The organism is Collinsella sp. AF14-35 (genome assembly GCF_003464565.1).
GTDB lineage: Bacteria > Actinomycetota > Coriobacteriia > Coriobacteriales > Coriobacteriaceae > Collinsella.
Map to the genome: position 1 here is coordinate 90,631 of NZ_QRZD01000005.1, position 18,333 is coordinate 108,963.

At 60.8% G+C, this 18,333-nt stretch carries 18 protein-coding genes; 5 read left to right on the forward strand and 13 right to left on the reverse strand.

All coding sequences use genetic code 11. From position 1 onward, the window contains the following. Nucleotides 1-66 precede the first annotated feature (66 nt). The 4 genes from DWW12_RS03060 to DWW12_RS03075 all read left to right on the forward strand — a co-directional run bounded on the left by DWW12_RS03060 (nucleotide 67) and on the right by DWW12_RS03075 (nucleotide 4,376). On the forward strand, nucleotides 67-1,257 hold the full coding sequence (locus DWW12_RS03060) for a hypothetical protein (protein ID WP_147345460.1): 1,191 nt from the start codon (nucleotides 67-69) through the stop codon (nucleotides 1,255-1,257). Between the two features lie 419 nt (nucleotides 1,258-1,676). Continuing rightward, entirely contained in the window at nucleotides 1,677-2,042 is a 366-nt protein-coding gene (locus DWW12_RS03065) for a helix-turn-helix transcriptional regulator (protein WP_055252065.1), read from the forward strand. A gap of 63 nt (nucleotides 2,043-2,105) precedes the next feature. After that, nucleotides 2,106-2,324: a cation transporter gene (locus DWW12_RS03070; RefSeq protein WP_089572082.1), complete on the forward strand. Its 219-nt coding sequence runs from the start codon at nucleotides 2,106-2,108 to the stop codon at nucleotides 2,322-2,324. Nucleotides 2,325-2,423: 99 nt separating this feature from the next. Beyond that, nucleotides 2,424-4,376 (forward strand): heavy metal translocating P-type ATPase, encoded by a 1,953-nt coding sequence (locus tag DWW12_RS03075; protein WP_197032116.1) that lies wholly within the window; start codon nucleotides 2,424-2,426, stop codon nucleotides 4,374-4,376. 224 nt (nucleotides 4,377-4,600) lie between these two features. On the opposite strand, the gene DWW12_RS03080 is transcribed toward DWW12_RS03075, so the two are convergent. The 9 genes from DWW12_RS03080 to DWW12_RS03120 form a co-directional block, all read right to left on the reverse strand. Further along, the gene (locus DWW12_RS03080) at nucleotides 4,601-4,978 is read right to left on the reverse strand and encodes a metal-dependent transcriptional regulator (protein ID WP_117854922.1); all 378 of its coding nucleotides are present in this window, start codon (nucleotides 4,976-4,978) and stop codon (nucleotides 4,601-4,603) included. A 212-nt stretch (nucleotides 4,979-5,190) separates the two neighbouring features. Continuing rightward, a complete protein-coding gene (locus tag DWW12_RS03085; RefSeq protein ID WP_117854924.1) occupies nucleotides 5,191-5,961 on the reverse strand; it encodes a Cof-type HAD-IIB family hydrolase in 771 nt (256 codons plus the stop codon). A gap of 6 nt (nucleotides 5,962-5,967) precedes the next feature. Next, nucleotides 5,968-7,827 (reverse strand): ABC-F family ATP-binding cassette domain-containing protein, encoded by a 1,860-nt coding sequence (locus DWW12_RS03090; RefSeq protein WP_117854926.1) that lies wholly within the window; start codon nucleotides 7,825-7,827, stop codon nucleotides 5,968-5,970. Nucleotides 7,828-7,990: 163 nt separating this feature from the next. Beyond that, nucleotides 7,991-8,863 (reverse strand): phosphate ABC transporter ATP-binding protein PstB, encoded by an 873-nt coding sequence (gene pstB, locus DWW12_RS03095; protein ID WP_117854927.1) that lies wholly within the window; start codon nucleotides 8,861-8,863, stop codon nucleotides 7,991-7,993. Next, nucleotides 8,860-9,786 (reverse strand): phosphate ABC transporter permease PstA, encoded by a 927-nt coding sequence (gene pstA / locus DWW12_RS03100; protein WP_117854929.1) that lies wholly within the window; start codon nucleotides 9,784-9,786, stop codon nucleotides 8,860-8,862. Before pstA ends, pstB begins: the two co-directional genes overlap by 4 nt. Beyond that, a complete protein-coding gene (gene pstC / locus DWW12_RS03105; RefSeq protein WP_117786412.1) occupies nucleotides 9,779-10,687 on the reverse strand; it encodes a phosphate ABC transporter permease subunit PstC in 909 nt (302 codons plus the stop codon). The genes pstA and pstC overlap by 8 nt, the downstream gene beginning before the upstream one ends. Nucleotides 10,688-10,711: 24 nt before the next feature. Beyond that, nucleotides 10,712-11,650 carry a phosphate ABC transporter substrate-binding protein gene (locus DWW12_RS03110; protein WP_117854930.1) on the reverse strand — a complete coding sequence of 313 codons (939 nt, stop codon included), beginning with the start codon at nucleotides 11,648-11,650 and terminating at the stop codon, nucleotides 10,712-10,714. A 319-nt stretch (nucleotides 11,651-11,969) separates the two neighbouring features. Continuing rightward, nucleotides 11,970-13,406 (reverse strand): M20 family metallopeptidase, encoded by a 1,437-nt coding sequence (locus DWW12_RS03115; protein WP_089572097.1) that lies wholly within the window; start codon nucleotides 13,404-13,406, stop codon nucleotides 11,970-11,972. Nucleotides 13,407-13,460: 54 nt separating this feature from the next. Further along, nucleotides 13,461-14,123 (reverse strand): HAD hydrolase-like protein, encoded by a 663-nt coding sequence (locus tag DWW12_RS03120; RefSeq protein ID WP_117778448.1) that lies wholly within the window; start codon nucleotides 14,121-14,123, stop codon nucleotides 13,461-13,463. Between the two features lie 156 nt (nucleotides 14,124-14,279). On the opposite strand from DWW12_RS03120, the gene DWW12_RS03125 reads away from it, so the two are divergent. Further along, the gene (locus DWW12_RS03125) at nucleotides 14,280-15,140 is read left to right on the forward strand and encodes a DegV family protein (protein WP_117854932.1); all 861 of its coding nucleotides are present in this window, start codon (nucleotides 14,280-14,282) and stop codon (nucleotides 15,138-15,140) included. Between the two features lie 93 nt (nucleotides 15,141-15,233). On the opposite strand, the gene DWW12_RS03130 is transcribed toward DWW12_RS03125, so the two are convergent. From DWW12_RS03130 to tgt, 4 genes are all read right to left on the reverse strand, one after another. Continuing rightward, nucleotides 15,234-15,542: a type II toxin-antitoxin system YafQ family toxin gene (locus tag DWW12_RS03130; RefSeq protein ID WP_055250871.1), complete on the reverse strand. Its 309-nt coding sequence runs from the start codon at nucleotides 15,540-15,542 to the stop codon at nucleotides 15,234-15,236. Between the two features lie 2 nt (nucleotides 15,543-15,544). Continuing rightward, a complete protein-coding gene (locus DWW12_RS03135; RefSeq protein WP_055250873.1) occupies nucleotides 15,545-15,844 on the reverse strand; it encodes a type II toxin-antitoxin system RelB/DinJ family antitoxin in 300 nt (99 codons plus the stop codon). Nucleotides 15,845-15,957: 113 nt separating this feature from the next. Continuing rightward, nucleotides 15,958-16,716, reverse strand: coding sequence for a TIGR00730 family Rossman fold protein (locus DWW12_RS03140; protein WP_117854933.1), 759 nt, complete (start codon nucleotides 16,714-16,716; stop codon nucleotides 15,958-15,960). Between the two features lie 213 nt (nucleotides 16,717-16,929). Beyond that, nucleotides 16,930-18,069, reverse strand: a complete 1,140-nt coding sequence (gene tgt, locus DWW12_RS03145; RefSeq protein ID WP_055250876.1) for a tRNA guanosine(34) transglycosylase Tgt — start codon at nucleotides 18,067-18,069, stop codon at nucleotides 16,930-16,932. Nucleotides 18,070-18,333 lie beyond the last annotated feature (264 nt).

Below are 18,333 nucleotides of genomic sequence, written 5' to 3' on the forward strand. Positions count from 1 at the left end.
TAGGCCCCTAAAACGACTTTCCCACTCAGCGCCATCAACACGGCATTAGCTGACACGATATATACCATGAGTATCGTATTGTCACATACCACTGCAAAAGCGGTCTACCAGGCCGCGCATTCGGCGTCTGCGAAAGACACCGAGCCCTGTAACCCTGCCGCGATTTACGGATCATGTCCCACCGGAACGCTCCTTGACGCAGCCGCAGAATGGTTCACCAAACACGATGTTTCCCTTGACGCAAATGATTGCCTCGAAGTAATGGTGTTTGATCGCAGGAATGCGCGCTATGCAATGAACTGTCAATGCCACGTTTCGTCAAAACGATTCTCGAGCTCACGCTTTATAGAGCTCAAAGATGGCATCTTCATTGTTGGCGTTGAGCTTTGCGCACTTCAGGCCGCCACCTATCTCCCTTTTCGCGAACTGGTGGAGTACTACTTTGAATTGTGCGGCGCTTACTCCCTTGGAACCGGCTCTTCCACCTCGTATAACGAGCGTTTCGCGCTCACCTCGACCGAAAGGTTAAAACAGTTCTTTAATTCCATTACCAGATGCGACGGTCTGGCCCTTGCCCGAAAGGCAATCCAATGTGTGCGCGACGGATGCCGGTCTCCTATGGAAACGGCCTTTGTCATGATGCTAACGCTGCCTAAAAGCGAAGGAGGGCTTGGTATTAAGGGAATTGAGACCGATTACGAGGTGCAGGTCACCGCTGCCGCAAAGAATCTCACGAGACGCAAAAAGTTCTTTATGGATGCGTATCTAAAGAAATCTCGCACAGACATTGAATACAACGGGTTTTATCATGACGCGGAAGAAGACCGCGCCATCGATGAGGAGCGCAAGAATGCGCTTGCGTCCATGGGATGCGGAATCATCACCGTCAGTCGTTATTCCTTTATGCATGCCAGCGCTTTCGTTAGGGTCATGGAGGCGATCCAACGGAAAGAGGGCATACGCCCCTCGCGTCTGCCAAAAGACTTTCAAATCATGCAAGAGGACCTGAGACAGTTTGTGCTCAGAAGGTTTATAGAAGAGAAAAAGCGAATTCAGAAGCAGCTTCGCCAGGATTCCGAAGATCGTCAACGAATCGACCTCGAAAAAGCAACACTCGAAGGCATCACGCTGGATGACCCGACAATAAATGAAGTTCCGGCAATCGATGACATGCAGACTGTCGAATCCGACAGCCCATCATTTGCCCAAATAAGCAGCCTCGCGCCCGAGGGCAGAATCTTCGGGGCCGGAAGCTAGACCGGCTAACAAGGTGGGTACCCTAGCGATGTGCAAAATTGCGAGTATTCAGCAGGGTCGGCCCTCCAGCACCCACAAGTTAATCCAAATGAAAAACAAAAACGCTATCGAACGGGAACGTTAGGCAACATTTGAGGAAGACCTTGTCTGTTTACCGCCCTTGGATAACTCTTGAGCGGCTTTATTTGGCCTGGAATAGATTAACGGACCCCCTATAGTTGCAGAATACTCCAATTTTTGCACGGCGCGGGGGCACCCACCCCGGCATCGGCTATCAAAACCGCTCAGTCCGGAATCTCGTCCACTATTCCCCATCATTTTATGCGACGAATTACCTGTACGTCATTGACATATGAACATGCGCTCATATAATCGGAAGTAATTTATATGAGCGCATGTTCATATGAAAGGATGTTGCAATGAGCAGCCACGCTGATGAAACAAAGACTGGCATCGAGGCCACCGAGCCGATCGTCCCCACCACCTGCTCGCCCGAGGACCTTCCCGACGAGGAGCTGTTGTACGACCTGGCCGACCTGTTCAAGGTCTTCAGCGACACCACACGCATCAAGATCCTCTATGCCCTCATGGGCCGCGAGCTCTGCGTGGCCGACATCGCCGAGGCGACCGCAACCTCGCAGTCGGCAGTATCGCACCAGCTGCGCACGCTTAAGCAGTCGCACCTGGTCAAGTTCCGCCGCGACGGCCGCAACATTCTCTACTCGCTCGCCGACGATCACGTCTACACCATGCTTAACCAGGGCATGAGCCATATCTGCGAATAGCAATCACCCACGGTATCAGCGCGGCCGGCACCCAGACCGCTAACACAGGGAAAGGAACCCACCATGAAAAAGCAGTTTAAGCTCGACGAGATCGATTGCGCCAACTGCGCGCGCGAGCTTCAGGACGAACTTGCCAAGCTCGAGGGCGTCAAGTCCGTTTCGGTCAACTTTATGACCCAGAAGCTGACGCTCGAGGCCGACGACGCCAAGTTCGACGAGGTCCTGGACCGCGTCGTTGAGTTCACCGCCGACGCCGAGCCGGACTGCGAGATCATTCTCTAACCCGCGCATACGTTGACCTGCGAGGCCGCGCTTGCCGCGGCCTTTGCTCGCGAAATTATATGAGCAAGTGTTCATACACTCAAATGGGAGGTTTGAATCATGGCAGCCGCCGATCCCAAGAAGAAAAAGAAGAAGCGCAAGAAGAAAGAGTCCCTTGAGCATAAGCGCAACCGCATCCTGGTAGCACTGGGCATTTTTGCCGTTGTTTATGCCCTCGACGAGCTCGGCGCCCTCGCTATCGCATTTGGGGAGCCCGGCAACATCTACGCCAGCTTTGTGCTGTTCCTCGTGCCGTTTTTGATTGCCGGCTACGACGTACTGCAAAAGGCATTCAATAACATCCGCCGCGGCAAGGCCTTCGACGAGAGCTTCCTCATGGCCGTCGCGACCATCGGCGCGTTTGCCATGGTGCTCTTCCCCGACACCGACCCGCACATGGCCGAAGGCGCCGCTGTCATGCTGTTCTACCAGGTCGGCGAGTTGTTCCAGGCATACGCCGTGGGCAAGAGCCGCAAGTCGATCAGTGCCATGATGGACATCGCGCCCGACTACGCTAACGTCGAGCAAGCCGACGGCACACTCGAACAGGTCTTTCCCGATGACATCGCCGTCGGCACCGTGATCGTGGTCAAGCCCGGCGAGCGCGTGCCTATCGACGGCGTCATCGTCGAGGGCGAAACCCAGCTCGACACCGCCGCACTCACGGGCGAGTCGGTCCCCCGCCCGGCCAAGACCGGCGACGATATCATCAGCGGTTGCATCAACATGACGGGCCTCATCCACGTGCGCACCACCAAGCCCTTTGGCGAGTCAACCGTCGCGCGTGTTCTGGAGCTCGTGGAGAATGCCAGCGAAAAGAAGGCGCGCACCGAGAACTTCATCACGCGCTTTGCCCGCGTCTACACCCCCGCCGTCACTGGCGCTGCCGCGGTGCTCGCGCTTGGCGGCGGCCTGGTGACTGGCGCTTGGTCCGATTGGATCCTGCGCGGCCTGACCTTCCTGGTCGTCAGCTGCCCGTGCGCCCTCGTGATCAGCGTACCGTTGAGTTTCTTTGGCGGCATCGGCGGCGCGTCCAAGCTGGGCGTTCTCATCAAGGGCTCCAACTACCTCGAGACGCTCGCCGACGTGGACACCATCGTCTTCGACAAAACGGGCACCCTCACCAACGGCACGTTCTCAGTCGTCGCGGTGCACCCCGAGGCTGGCTATACCGAGCAGTCGCTGCTCGAAGTCGCAGCCCTTGCTGAGTCGTTCTCCGATCACCCCATCGCGCAGTCCGTGCGCGACGCCTACCAGGGCGAGGTCGACCCCAAGCGCGTGAGCGACTCCGCCAACGACGCGGGCCACGGCGTGACGGCAACCATCGACGGCAAGCACGTCGTCGTTGGCAACGCCAAAATGCTCGCCGCGGCCGGCGTTGAAGCACCGGACTGTGAGGTTGTCGGCACGATCCTCCACGTGCTCGTTGACGGCGTGTACGCCGGCCACATCGTGATTGCAGACACCGTTAAGGCCGATGCGGAGCAAACGATTCGCGACCTGCATGCCGCCGGTATCAACCGCACCGTCATGCTCACGGGCGACCGCGAGGAGGTTGCAGCGTCTGTGGCCAAGCAACTCGGTCTCGACGAGTTCCACGCGCAGCTCCTGCCGGGCGACAAGGTCGAGCGCGTTGAGGCGCTACTCGCGGCCGAAAGTGGCAAGGGCAAGCTCGCCTTTGTCGGCGACGGTATCAACGACGCTCCTGTGCTTACGCGCGCCGATGTGGGCATTGCCATGGGCGCCATGGGCTCCGACGCCGCGATCGAGGCCGCCGACGTGGTGCTGATGGACGACAAGCCGTCCAACATTTCCCGCGCGATCCGCGTGGCGCGCAAGACCATGTCGATTGTTTGGCAGAACATAATCTTTGCGCTGGGCATTAAGCTGCTGATCCTTGTGCTGGCAGCGCTGGGTATCGCCAATATGTGGCTTGCCGTCTTTGGCGACGTAGGCGTGGCGATCATCGCTATCCTGAACGCCATGCGCGCGATGGGTGTCAAGAACCTGTAGCGCCTGTGGTCCCTCCGGCCGGGACCGGGCTTGGTTTTGAAAACGTCCTCGACCAATGAAGCGCCCCCGTTCTGCTCCTTCGGAGCTACGAACGGGGGCGTTTCTGGTCTGCGGAGTGTTTTCAAAAACCAAGCCCGGTCCCGGCCTGCGGTAACGTTGCTGGCGGTTCTTGGGCATCGCTTGCTGGCGGGGTTCCTTGTCTGAGTTGGACTTGGTTGGCGGGGCTACTGGTCCCGGTCGCTGTCCCGTCCCAGCATCGCCCTCAGCTTCTCAAAGCTTTCCTCGCTCAGGCAGTGCTCCATGTGGCAGCCCTCTTGCGACGCGACCTCAGCCGAAACACCCGCATCCTCCAGCAGCCCCACGAAAAAGCAGTGGCGCTCCCACATTTGACGGGCAACCTCAAGACCGCGTTCCGTCAGATGCACGTCGCGTTTGCCCATCTCCACGTAGCCGGTGCTCTCCAAGGCCGCCATGGCTTTAGAGACGCTTGCTTTGGTTACGCCCAAGTATTCGGCAACGTCAATCGAGCGAACGACGCCCTGGCGCTCCGAGAGCACATAAATAGATTCGAGATAGTCTTCTCCAGATTCACGCAGGGCCATGGGCCGCCTTTCGCGATGGCTTCTAGTTAGCCTTTGGATACTTTTGCTTGATTTACTTTACCGCAAAAGTTGCCTATGTCTTACTACGTTGTCTAAAAAGTTAACCGTGTTTCACAAAACGCACGGGACGAAAACAAAGCGGGGACACGCCCCGCAAGGAGTGCCCCCGACTGCCGGCGCAAAAGGAACGTCCCCAAGTGCCGAATCCGTAGCTATAGCAGGCCAAAGTGCTCGGCGGCGTTGTAGATGCCGTCGTCGTCTACGGCGGTCGTCACGTAGGTCGCCGCGGCCTTCACGGTATCCTGCGCGTTGCCCATGGCCACGCTCGTGCCCACGGCGGCAAACATCGACAGGTCGTTCTCGCCGTCGCCAAAGGCAATCGCCTCGCTCGCGTCGATACCAAGCCGCTCGAGCGTCGCCGCCACACCCAGGTCCTTGCCGCCGTTAGCGGGAATAATGTCGCAGAACAGGTCGCACCAGCGCGTGGTGAGCGAATGCGACACGGCGTCGGTCACGATATGCTCGTCGGCCGGATCCACAAAGGCGCAAAACTGGTAGACCGGCGCGTCAAAGGCGTGCTCAAACGGCTCCTCGTGGTAGACAATTCCCGCGTTGCTGCCGGCCGTCACCACGCGCTCGGATAGACGGTTCACAAACGAGTTCTCGCCCTGCATGCACAGCGAGTCGTAGCACCCCTGCGCCACCTGGTCCACGATCGCCGCGACGTCGTCCGGATCGATCGGGCAGCTGCGGTAAACGCCCTTGCCATCAAAGCAGTGCTGGCCCGAAAGCGTAATGTACGCATCCCAGCCCAGGTCGAACAGCCAGTCCGGCATCTGGTAGGTCGGACGGCCCGTGGCGATCACGCACGCAATTCCCTGCTCGCGAAAGCTGTCGAGCACCTGCTGCGCCGACGCCGGAATCCGGTGGGTCTTAAAGCTCAGCAGCGTACCGTCGATATCGAAAAACGCGGCCTTGATCATCCTCGCCTACTCCTCGCCCTCGAGCTTCTCGCTCGCCTCGAGCCACGCCATCTCCAACTCGTCCATGGCGGCGTGGGCCTCGTCGATCTTTGCCTGCTGCTCGCCCAGCGCCGTGTAATTGGTGGGGTCGACCTGCGCCATCGCAGCCTCGGCCTCCTCCACGCGAGCGCGCTGCGTCTCCATCTTGCGCTCGAGCGAGCTCACCTCGCGGCGGAGCTTCTGGCGCTCGGCGTTGGAAAGACCGTTGGGCTGCCCGCTCGTCTTGGGCTTTTCGGCCGCAACCGCTGCGGCGCCGGTGTCGAACGTGCCGGTCTTGGCACTCGGTGCGCCCACGGGCTCGCCCTCGGCCGTGGCGTTGCACAGGCGCAGGTACTGGTCCACGCCGCCGGGCATATGCGTCAGGTGACCGTCGAGCAGTGCCCACTGCTGGTCGGTCACGCGCTCCATCAAGAAGCGGTCGTGCGTCACCAGGATCAGCGTGCCCGGCCAGCCGTCCAGCAAGTCCTCGACAATCGCCAGCATGTCGGTATCCAGGTCGTTGCCGGGCTCGTCCAGGATGAGCACGTTGGGCTCGTCCAGGATTGTCAGTAGCAGCGACAGACGACGGCGCTGGCCGCCCGAAAGATCGCCGATGCGGCTCCAGAGCTGCTGCGTCGTAAAGCCCAGACGCTCGCAGAGCTTCTCGGGTGAAGTCTCCTTGCCGTCAATGACGTAGTACTTCTTATAGTGGCTGAGCACCTCGCGGATCGTGTCGCCCATGTAGGGTTCGAGCTCCTCGAGCTGCTGCGACAGCACGCCAAAGCGCACCGTCTGGCCGATCTTCACGCGGCCGCGCAGGGGCGCGATCTTGCCCTGGATCACGTCGAGCAGCGTCGACTTGCCGGCGCCGTTCTCGCCCAACAGGCCATAGCGGTCGCCCGCGCCGATGAGCCAGGTCACATCGGTGAGCACCTGTTTGGACGTGCCATCGGCATCCGCATAGCCGGCGTCCACGTCGACCACATCGATAACCTGCTTGCCCAGGCGGCTCACGGCCAGGCGCTTGAGCTCCAGCTCGTCACGCACGGGCGGCACGTCGGCGATCAGCTCGCGAGCGGCATCCACGCGAAACTTGGGCTTGGTGGAACGTGCCTGGGCGCCGCGGCTCAGCCACGCGAGCTCCTTGCGCGCCATGTTGCGGCGGCGCTCCTCGGTGACGGCGGCCATGCGGTCGCGCTCCACGCGCTGAAGGATATATGCCGAGTAGCCGCCCTCGAAGGGATCGACCTGACCGTCGTGAACCTCCCACATGCTGGTGCAGACCTCGTCCAAGAACCAGCGGTCGTGCGTGACCACGAGCATGGCGCCCTGACCGCGCTGCCAGCGAGCCTTAAGATGGCGTGCAAGCCAGTTGATGGTACGCATGTCCAGGTGGTTGGTGGGCTCGTCGAGCATGAGCACGTCGTAGTCGCCGATCAGCAGGCGCGCGAGGTCCACGCGACGGCGCTGGCCGCCCGAAAGCTCGCCCACCGTGCCTTCCCAGGGCACATCGCTGATGAGGCCGGCCAGAATCTGGCGCGTACGCGGACTCGACGCCCACTCGTACTCGGGCGTGTCGCCGACGACGGCATGATGCACGGTGTCGGTATCGACCAGGTTGTCCTTTTGGCCGAGCAGGCCGATCGTGGTGCCGCGACGGTGCGTCACGCGTCCGTCATCGGGCTCCAGCGTGCCGGCGAGCACGCTCAGCAGCGTCGACTTGCCGTCGCCGTTTTTGCCGACAATGCCAATGCGGTCGCCCTCGCCCACGCCGAGCGTCACGCTATCGAAAATATGCTTGGTGGGAAACTCTAGGCTGATGGAATCGCATCCCAAAAGAATCGCCATATGCCCTGCTCCTTCGTAGAAATTCAACGTTGTCCATGATAGCAGCGAAAAGGCGGGGCGCACACGACACAAAAAGGCGGGCCATCTCCCGCAAGAGATGACCCGCCTCTCCAATCAGTCCCGCGGCAACCGTGGCCGCCGCGGGCCTCAAGCATGTCCCGGACTAGGAGAACATGCCGGTGAGGTAATCATTCAGCCGCTTATCCTTGGGCCGTTGGAAAATCTCGTCGGTCTCGTCGTACTCGACCATATCGCCCATGTAGAAAAACGCCGTGCGGTTGGACACGCGCGACGCCTGCTCCATGTTGTGCGTCACGATGACGATGGCGCGGTCGGCCACGATCGACGACATGAGGTCCTCGATCGCCAGCGTCGAGATGGGGTCGAGCGCCGAGCAGGGCTCGTCAAACAGGATTACGTCGGGGTTGAGCGCCAGCGTGCGCGCAATGCACAGACGCTGCTGCTGACCGCCCGAAAGCGCGTAGGCGCTCTTGTCGAGCTTGTCTTTGACCTCGTCCCACAGCGCGGCACCGCGCAGACTTTCCTCGACCATGCGGTCGAGCTCGTCACGGTCGGTGATGCCGTGGCGCTTGGGCGCAAAGGTGATGTTGTCGCGAATGGACTTGCGGAAGGGGTTTGGCTGCTGGAACACCATGCCGATGGAGCGACGCAGCTCGTACGTGTTCTCGGTCTTGGTGTTCACGTTGCGCCCGCGGTAGTTGATCTCGCCCTCCACGCGACAGCGGCGAATCTCGCGATTCATCAGGTTGAGGCTACGCAAGAAGGTCGACTTGCCGCAGCCCGAAGGCCCGATGAGCGCCGTGATCTCACCCTTGTGGAAGTCGAGCGACGTATTGTGCAGCGCATGGTGGTCGCCATAGTACACGTTGACGTCCTTGGCGGAGAGCACGACCTCGTCGCTCACGGCCTTGCCGCTCACGCGCACGCGCCTCTCGCTCTCCCCCACGCTCGACAAAAAGTCCTGGGTGTCGGACGATGCCGCCTCGGTTGCGGGCGTTGTGTTCATCTCGCTCATTCGGCCGTCATCTTCCTTGCCAGTTGCTTGCCCACGATACGGGCGACTACGTTAAACAGCAGCACGCAAATCATCAGCAGTGCCGCGATGCCCCAGACGATCTGCTGGGCCTCGGGGCTGCCCTCGCCATAGATCTTGTAGATGTGCACGGCCAGCGACTCGCCGGGACGGAACACGTTCCAGGCGCAGGTGGGGCTCGACAGGTTAAAACTCAAGAAGTTCAGGCGAACCGGCGAGCTCATGCCCGAGGTAAAGAGCAGCGCCGCGGCCTCGCCAAACACGCGGCCGGCCGAAAGCACGATGCCGGTCACGATGGCGGGCATGGCCTCGGGAATCAGGATGTGCAGTGTGGCCTCCCAGCGAGTGAGGCCCATGGCCAGGCACGCATCGCGCTGGGCCTGCGGCACGTCCTCGAGCGCCTGCTGAATCACGCGCACCAGGATGGGGATGTTGAACATGGTGAGCGCGACGGCGCCGGAGATGATGGAGTACTTCCAGCCCAGCTGCACCGAGAACACCAGAAAGCCGAACATGCCTACGACAATGGAGGGCAGCGAGGACAGCGTCTCGATGGCGGTCGAGGCGATGTCGCGAATAGGCCCATCGGGCGCGTACTCAACCAAAAAGACCGCGCCGCCCAGGCTGATGGGCACCGAGATGATCAGGGTGATCAGCAGCAGATAGAACGAGTCGAACAGCTGGTAGAGCACGCCGCCTTGCGTTCCGTTGGCGCGTGCGGGCTGCGTGAGAAAGCCCGGCTGGAACAGCGTCGAGATACCCTCGAACAGGATGTAGGCCACCATGGAGACGACGATAAGCATGACGATGGCGACAATCGCCGTCAGCACGCCCGTGGCGATGCGGTCCTGCTTTTGGACACGCCCGAGTTTCGCCTCGTCGATGTGGATGCGCGTGCTAGCCACGAGCCTTCGCCCCCTTGCGGCCGATAAGGTGGATGATCAAGATGAAGATGAGGCTCATGCCCATCAGCAGCAGACCGAGCGCCCACAGAACATCGTCTTGGGCCGAGCCCTCGGCATAGACCGCCATAGACGTGGTGAGCGTGGTGGTGATGGTGGACGCCGGCGACAGCAGCGACGTCGGCATGGCCTCGATGCCGCCGATGACCATACGCACGGCGAGCGTCTCGCCAAAGGCGCGGGTCATACCAAGGATGACCGCAGTCATGAGCGACGGCATGGCGGACTTGAGCACCACGTGCCAGATGGTCTGCCAGCGGGTGTAGCCCAGTGCGAGCGAGCCCTGACGGTAGCTGTCGGGCACAGCACGCAGGCCATCGACCGAAAGCGTGGTCATCGTCGGCAGAATCATGACGGCCAGCACGATGGCGCCGGGCAAGATGCCCAGGCCTGTGCTCACGTGGAAAACGCTCTTCATAAGACCGACGACCACGTGAAAGCCAATCAGGCCAAAGACGACCGAGGGAATGCCGGTCAAAAGCTCAATAAGCGGCTGAAAGACCTTGGAGCCAAACTTAGGCTGGATCTCGACCGCAAAGATGGCAGAGCCGATGGCGATGGGCAGCGCGATGAGCGTGGAGAGCACCATGACCGCAAACGAGGTGACGATCAGGGGCAGGGCGCCGGTGTAGGGCAGGCCGTTTTCGGCTGTGTTGGCCAGATCCCACTTGGTGCCGGCGAAGAACTCTACGACCGAGACGCCGTCCTTGAGAAAAGCCGAGAGGCCCTTTTGGGCGACCATAAAGATGAGCGCGGCAACGACAAGCGTCACGAGCGCTACGCACGCGCCCGTGACGCCCAGGCCCACGTTCTCAAGGTCGCGCTTTGGCAGCTGTTTTGCCATTGCAAACCTTTCCGGGGCGATTACTTATTTAGCGGATACCTTGCCGCTGGCGTCCTTGACGACCTTCATGGCAGAGACGGGGATAAAGCCCTGCTCCTCGACGAGCTTGCCCTGGACGTCGTCGGAAAGCATGAACTCCAGGAAGGCCGTGGTGGCCTCGTCGGCGTCCTTGGAGCAGTACATGTGCTCGGTCGCCCAGATCTTAAAGGAGTCGTCGGTAACGTTTGCGCTCTTGGGCTCGACGCCCTCGACCTTGATGGCGTTGAACTTGGAGTCGTCGAAGTGCGAGAAGTCGAGGTAGGAGATGGCGTTGTCGGTGCTGGCCATCTGGGTCTGGACGTCGCCGGACTTGTCGAGCTCGGCGTCGCCCTTAAAGTCGACGGCCTCGTCGCCAAAGACGGCGGCCTCGAAGGTGGCGCGGGTGCCGGAGCCTGCCTTGCGGTTGAGGACGACGATCTTGGCGTCGTCGCCGCCGACCTCCTTCCAGTTGGTGATCTGGCCGGAGAAGATGCCCTTGAGCTGCTCGAGGGACAGATCATCGACCTTGACGTTCTTGGAGACGACAGGGCCCATGCCCACGACGGCGACCTCGTGATCGACGAGGCTCTTGACCTGATCGGCCTCGAGCTTGGTCTCGGCGAAGACGTCGGAGTTACCGATAGTAACGGTGCCGGCGGCAACAGCGGTCAGGCCCTTGCCCGAACCGTTGCCCGAACCGGAGACGGAGACGTCGGGATTGGCATCCATAAACTTCTCGGCAGCAGCCTCGACGAGAGCCTGGAACGAGGAGGCGCCGTCGTAGGTCACCTCGCCGGAGACGGACTCGGCAGCAGCGGCGCTGCCCTCAGCAGCGGTGTTGGCGGCGTTGGAGCCGCCGCAACCAACGAGACCGAGACCGACGATGCTGGCAAGACCACCAGCGAGGCCGAGGAACTGACGACGAGAATAAGCCTGATCGAGCATGATCTTCCTTTCATACAAGCGACTCGCGGGCACCCTGCCCGCTTTGCTGTTTGGAAAGATACGGTCTCGATCGGGCAGCGCCCGCGTCAGCTGCGCTTTATTACGGGCATCTGATAGACCCTTACCGCAAGCGCGGCTCGGCTTTACAAACGAATAACAAACCCGCCACCAAGCATGGCCCGCCTTTTACACCAATAAAAACAAAGTTGCGGTGAAATAGTTCCTGCTTGGCCATCAAATGGCCCATTCTAGGAACTATTCCACCGCAACTTAAAAAGCCCGGACGAAAGGGGTGCTAAGTTGTTAAAACGCCGCAGCCTTAAAGCTCAAGCTCGTTCAAACGTAAGATCGCCACGATATAAATCTTGAGCGCCTGCTTGAGCTGTTCCTCGTTGGCGCACTCGTTGGGACCGTGCATCTGGCCGCCCCACTCGGGCAGCTCCAGACCGGTCTCCTCGGGGCCAAACGAGACGGCGCGGGCAAAGTTGCGCGCGTACGTGCCGCCGCCCATGGCAAAGGGCTCAGCATGCTTGCCCGTAAACTCGTTATAGGTATCAATAAGCGCCTTTACGGCCGGATCGTCGGCAGAGACCGAGAACGGCACCTTCGCACGACCCACACGGCACGTCACGCCAAAACGGCCCACGAGCGGATCGAGCTGCTCGCGGATGGTATCAGCACTCGTGCTGTCGGGGAAGCGCACGTCGATGACCTGCTCAATATGGCCATCCGCCACGCGGATGACGCCAGCGTTGCAGGTAAGCGGGCCAAACGCCGGACTCGTCGCATCGATACCCAGGCCGCGACCATAGGCGTCCGCATGCACAAAGGCCAGGAACTTGACGAACTCGTGCTCGGCAGGCGTCAGCAGGCGCTCGTCGCGTGCACCAAACGCGTCCTCGGCCTCGCGCAGATACGCCACGATCAGCCCGACGGCGTTGATCGTTCCCTCTGGCATCGAGGCATGACCGCCAATGCCGTGGGCGAAAATCTGCGCATGCCCGTTATCGAGCGCCGTGATCTCCAGGCGGTCGCCGTTCTCGACCGGCGCCGGCAGCTCATCGGCGGCAATCGCAAGCTCGCAGATAGACTGCGACGGAATGGCGTTGCTCGCCTCGGCACCGCTCCAGGACACAATGCGCCCGCCGTCGATCTTGGAGCTCACAAATGTCGCCCCAAACTGGCCCTTCTCGGCATTACAGACCGGGAACTCGGCATCGGGCGTAAACAGAAAGTCGGGGTTCGCGTGGTTCTCCAGATAATGGTGAACGTCGGACATGCCCACTTCCTCATCGCAGCCCAGCAGTGCGCGGAAGGTGTAGCGCGGAACAATGCCGTGCTTGAGCAGATAGGCGCCGGCGTAGAGCGACAGCACCGCCGGACCCTTGTCGTCGATAACGCCGCGGCCGAGCAGCCAGCCCTCGCGACGCTCCATCGCAAACGGGTCGGTGTTCCAGCCCGGGCCGGCGGGCACCACGTCCACGTGGCAGATGGTCGCGAGCTGCTTGTCGCCGCGGCCAGGAATATCGGCAATGCCCACATAGCCCTCGTCGTCGCTCGTCTGATAGCCGAGCTTCTGCGCGATGCCGAGCGCACAGTCGAGCGCGTCACGGACCGGGCGGCCAAACGGCGCGCCGGGCTCTGCATCGGCAGAAACTGCCACGGACGGATAGCTCACCAGCTGCTCGATATCGGCGACGACATCTTCCCAGACCTCGTCGACATACTCGGCGACGCTCTGCTCCACCTGATTCATGGACGACCTCCTTACCAATGAGCGGCGAGCGCGCTCGCCCCTCACATTACGTCATTAGATAGCGAAAAGTTTAGCAAGCTCGGCCACCGAGTGCACCACCGCATCGGCACCCGCCGCCTCGTGCTCGCCCGGCGCCGCCGCGCCCGAATAGATGCCGATGCACGGCACGCCCATTGCGTGCGCGCCCTCCACATCGTTAAAGCGATCGCCGATCATCACGGCATCGTCGGCCGTCGCGCCGAGCGCCGCCAGGGCATCGCGGACCGAATCGGCCTTGGTCTCGCGTCCCTGCGGCGGATTCATGCCAATCACCGCCTCAAACTGAGAGAGCCCGAGCTCATGCACCATGTCGATGCACTTGGCCTCCATGCGCGACGTCGCCACGGCCATACGTTTGCCTTGGGCGACCAACCCATCCAGCAGCTCGGGGACCCCATTGAACACGGGATACTCCTCCGGTCCCAGTTCATCAAAAAAGGCGCGGTACTCATCGGCCACCACAAGCGACTCCTCGCGGGAAAAGCCGTAAAAGTCGTGAAAGCTCTTCCACAGGGGCGGCCCGATCATGCGGCGCAGATCACCCATCTGCGTCTCCGAAAACCCGCGCGCAGCCAGCGTCTTGCGCGTCGAGGTCATCACTGCCCGACCCGTATCGGCCACCGTGCCGTCAAAATCGAACAGCACAACCGGCCGCTCGCAAAGTTGCAATGCCGCCATCGGCACCCTTCTTCCCCAGTTGATGATTTCCACATCACCGCTTCAAACTGTTGACTATTCAACAATTGAACCTAGCAATGTAGAGCAACTCCACTATACTTGTCGCACTTTGCTTTCAGAAGGCGGCGCTGCCGCGCCCCAACGAAAGGTGCAATTATGTCTTTTGCCATCATAACCGACTCCACATCGGACATCTCCCCCGCCCGTGCCCAAGAGCTCGGCATTTACGTGATTCCGCTGCATGTGATTATCGAGGGCGAGGACCTGCTCGACCAGGTGCAGATTACCGCCGAGGAATACGTCGCCCGCATGGCCGGCTCCGAGCAGCTGCCGCACACCTCGCAGCCGAGCGCCGGCGAGTTCAAGGCGCTGTTTGACCGCGTACGCGCCGATGGCCACGACAGCGCGATCTTTATCTCGCTGTGCAGCGAGTGGTCCGCCTGCTATTCCAACGCATGCCTGGTCGCCGAGACCCACGAGCTCGACGTGCGCTGCATCGATTCGCGCACCGGCTCGGGCGCCGAGGGCCTGCTGGTGGAGTACGCGCTTGCCATGCGCGAGGACGGCCGCAGCTTGGACGAGACCGAGGCGCAGATCCGCGCGACGCTGCCCGAAGCCCACCTGCTGCTGATTCCCCGCACGCTCGAGAACCTGGTCAAAAACGGCCGCGCCCCCAAGCTCGCCGGCCAGCTGACGCAGATACTCAACATTCGCCTGGCCGTTTCGCCGGAGTGGAAATCGGGCGAGATCAAGGCAATCAAAAAGGGCCGCGGCGCCAAGCGCATCGTCGCCAACACCATGGCAGATTGCCTCGCGTTTTTGGACGAGCACCCGGGCTCAAGCGTGCGCGTGCTCACGACCGGCGCCGCCGAGGAGCAGGAACTTGTCAACGAGGCACTCGCGGGCCAGGATTACGTAGACGCCGGCACCGGCCCCATCGGCTGCACCATCGCCACCCATGTAGGCGTCGACGCCATCGCCATCAGCTACTGCCCCCGCTACCAGCCCATCCACTAGGGGCACCTTTACCACTTGCGGTGGAATAGGAACTGTTTTTGGCTTATCAGCCGCAAATCAATCCCTATTCCACCGCAACTTAGAAATCGGCGATCAGCCCAGCGGACCCTGAAACAGTTCCTGATGAGTGCCCATTCTCACCAGCCTAATCACTGGGTTAGTCTTATGGGGAAGATAAAGAACGACCACATCGACCAAGCCATCGGATAGGTGGAAATCGATGTGGCCGTTGTAGTTTCCGCCCGGGTTTGAGAGCTCGTGGGCGCCATACTCCGCCGGAAGTGACCCATGAGCCACAAGCTCTGCAACCGCCGCTTTAAACTCACTTTTTAGCTGCGGATGCATGCGCATCGTTCGTTTGTAGTCCACCTTAAATTGAGCCTCGACTTTAATCTCGAACATCGCTATTCCTCATCGAGGAATGACATAAGCTCATCAGCGTTATTGAATGACAGGCTATCGTCCGGCAAAATCCCCAGCTCATGAGCCTCGGCGATCACCATGGCGCGCCTCGTCACCTCGTTGGGCACCTCCGCCCTTCCTACAATCTCAAAAGGAATCTTTCGCTGATTTACCAGCTGCCGAACGGCAAGATTGAGATAGGAATTGAGGCTGAGGCCGACCGAATCCAAGAACTCAGTCGCCTGCTCCTTGAGCCCCTCTTCGATTCGAACCGTCGTAGGCTTAACTGTTGCTGTAGACATTTGCGACCTCCTCGCCCTCGTCTTTTACACCAGTATACCCAATATAAATGGCAATCTGATGTTAGATAACATCAGATTGCCATGCGTATTCATGTCGCGTGGGCACGATTGATCTACATCAGCCCGCTGAGCGCAATGTCAACGGCCTCGTTGAGGTCGTCGGTAATGTGTACCAGATCCGGATCGAGCGGGCTAATCATACCGGTGCTCATCACCGGGCCGTTGAGCCAGTCGAATAGGCCCTGCCAGTACTCGGTGCCCACCAGCACGAGCGGCATGCGCTTGACCTTGTGCGTCTGCACCAGCGTGAGAACCTCGAACATCTCGTCGAGCGTGCCAAAGCCGCCGGGAAATACGATGGCGCCCGAGCTGTACTTAACGAACATGGTTTTGCGCACAAAGAAGTAGCGGAAGTCCATGCCGAGGTTCACGTATTTATTGAGCCCCTGCTCGTGCGGAAGCTCGATACCCAAGCCGACCGACTTGCCGTTGGCGCTCGCCGCTCCCCTGTTGGCCGCCTCCATGACGCCGGGACCACCGCCGGTGATAACCGCCACGCCGCGCTGGGCGATCTTGCGGCCAACGGCGCGTGCCGCCTTGTAGAGCGGATCGGTCTTGGGCGTGCGGGCACTGCCGAAGATGGTCACCGCAGGACCAAGCTCGGCAAGTGCGCCAAAACCATCAACGAACTCTGCCTGAATGCGCAGCACGCGCCAGGGGTCGGTGTGCAACCAGTCGGTCGAGTCCTCGGGCGCCAGCAGGTTGGCGTAGGTGTTGTCCATGGGAATCATGGGGCCGCGCATGACCACGGGGCCGCGGCGGTACGTCTCGTCGTAGGCAGGCTCGCCCTCGACGTTCTCATTCTTAATCATGGGTACTCCTATCGAGAAAAAGAAAAGCGGGCGGGGTCGACGCCATGCGTCAAACACCCGCCCGAACATCAACTATTCGGTATGGTACCCACGATGCATCAAATGCTTGCAAGCTATCGGTCATCGGTCGCGCAAGCGGTGTTAGCAAACGTGATGACCGGCCGGCGCTCGCCCCTTGCCGTTGCCCGCGCTCTGCAAGCGCCCGTGCTGCTCTTAGTAATCCACCGCCGCAGGGCTGTTCATCCAGTCGCTCACGAATGCGCCGTAGCGGCCCTCGATAATGGCCTGGCGGGCACGCTGCATAAGGTTGAGCAGGTAGTAGATATTGTGCATCGAAAGCAAAATGCCGCCGAGCATCTCCTTCTGCGTGACCATGTGGCGAATGAGCGCGCGGCTGTAGCCGCCCGTGCACACCGGGCAGGTGCAGGTGGGGTCGATGGGGCCGTCGTCGTGCGCAAAGCGCGCGTTACGGAAGTTAAGGCGACCTTCACTGGAGAACGCCGTACCCATGCGACCGGTGCGCGTCGGCAGCACACAGTCGAACATGTCGATGCCCACGCCCACGCCGCGTACGAGCGTGGTGGGGTTGCCGACACCCATCAGGTAGCGCGGCTTATGCTTGGGCATGTACTCGCTCACGAGCGGCGCCAGGGTCTCGAACATGGTCTCGTGATCCTCGCCCACCGAATAGCCACCGATACCATAGCCCGGGAAGTCGCCGCACTCCTCCAGATGGCGCAGCGAACGCAGGCGCAGATCCAGGTGCATGCCGCCCTGAACGATGCCAAAGAGCGCCTGGTCATCGCGGGTATGCGCCTTATAGCAGCGCTCGGCCCACATGCTCGACAGCTCAACGGCGCGCTCAACGTAGGCGCGCGTGGCGGGATAGCCCGGGCACTGGTCGAGCTGCATGCAGATATCGGAGCCGAGTTTCATGGCGATTTCCATGTTGTCCTCGGGCGTCCAAAACACGTGGCGGCCGTCGTAATCGTTGACGATAAAGCGCACGCCCTCATCGGTGAGCTTGACGGCATCGTTGTGGCTGAAGACCTGGAAACCGCCCGAGTCGGTGAGGATGGGGCCGTGCCAGTTCATGAACTTGTGCAGGCCGCCCAGCTCGGCGATGGTATCCTCGCCGGGACGCATGGACAGATGATAGGTATTGGCGAGCACGATCTGGGCGCCGAGCTTCTTGACAGTCTCGGTAGGAATGCCCTTGACGTTTGCCTTGGTGCCCACGGGCATAAAGATCGGCGTCTCGATGTCGCCGTGCGGGGTGTGCAGTACGCCGGCGCGCGCGTGCGTCGTCGGATCCTCGGCAATCAGGTCGAATTTAAAAAGGTTCTGGTCCATAAACTGGAACTCCTTGGTTGCGGTTCATACGCAAACCATTATACGGGCAACCCACAAGAAGCACCGACTCGACAGAAACTGGTGCGAGAAGGATACGGCAGGGACACGGCAAATGAGCGTGGATTTTTGGACGCTTACCGGATGAGCGTGGATAATCTCCCACTTTTGCCCAAAGCACAGCCCAAAAACGGGAGATTATCCACGCTCATTTTGCAGGTAGTCATTGGGTGTTCCTATAGTTTTGTCAACCTTCGACGCTACTCC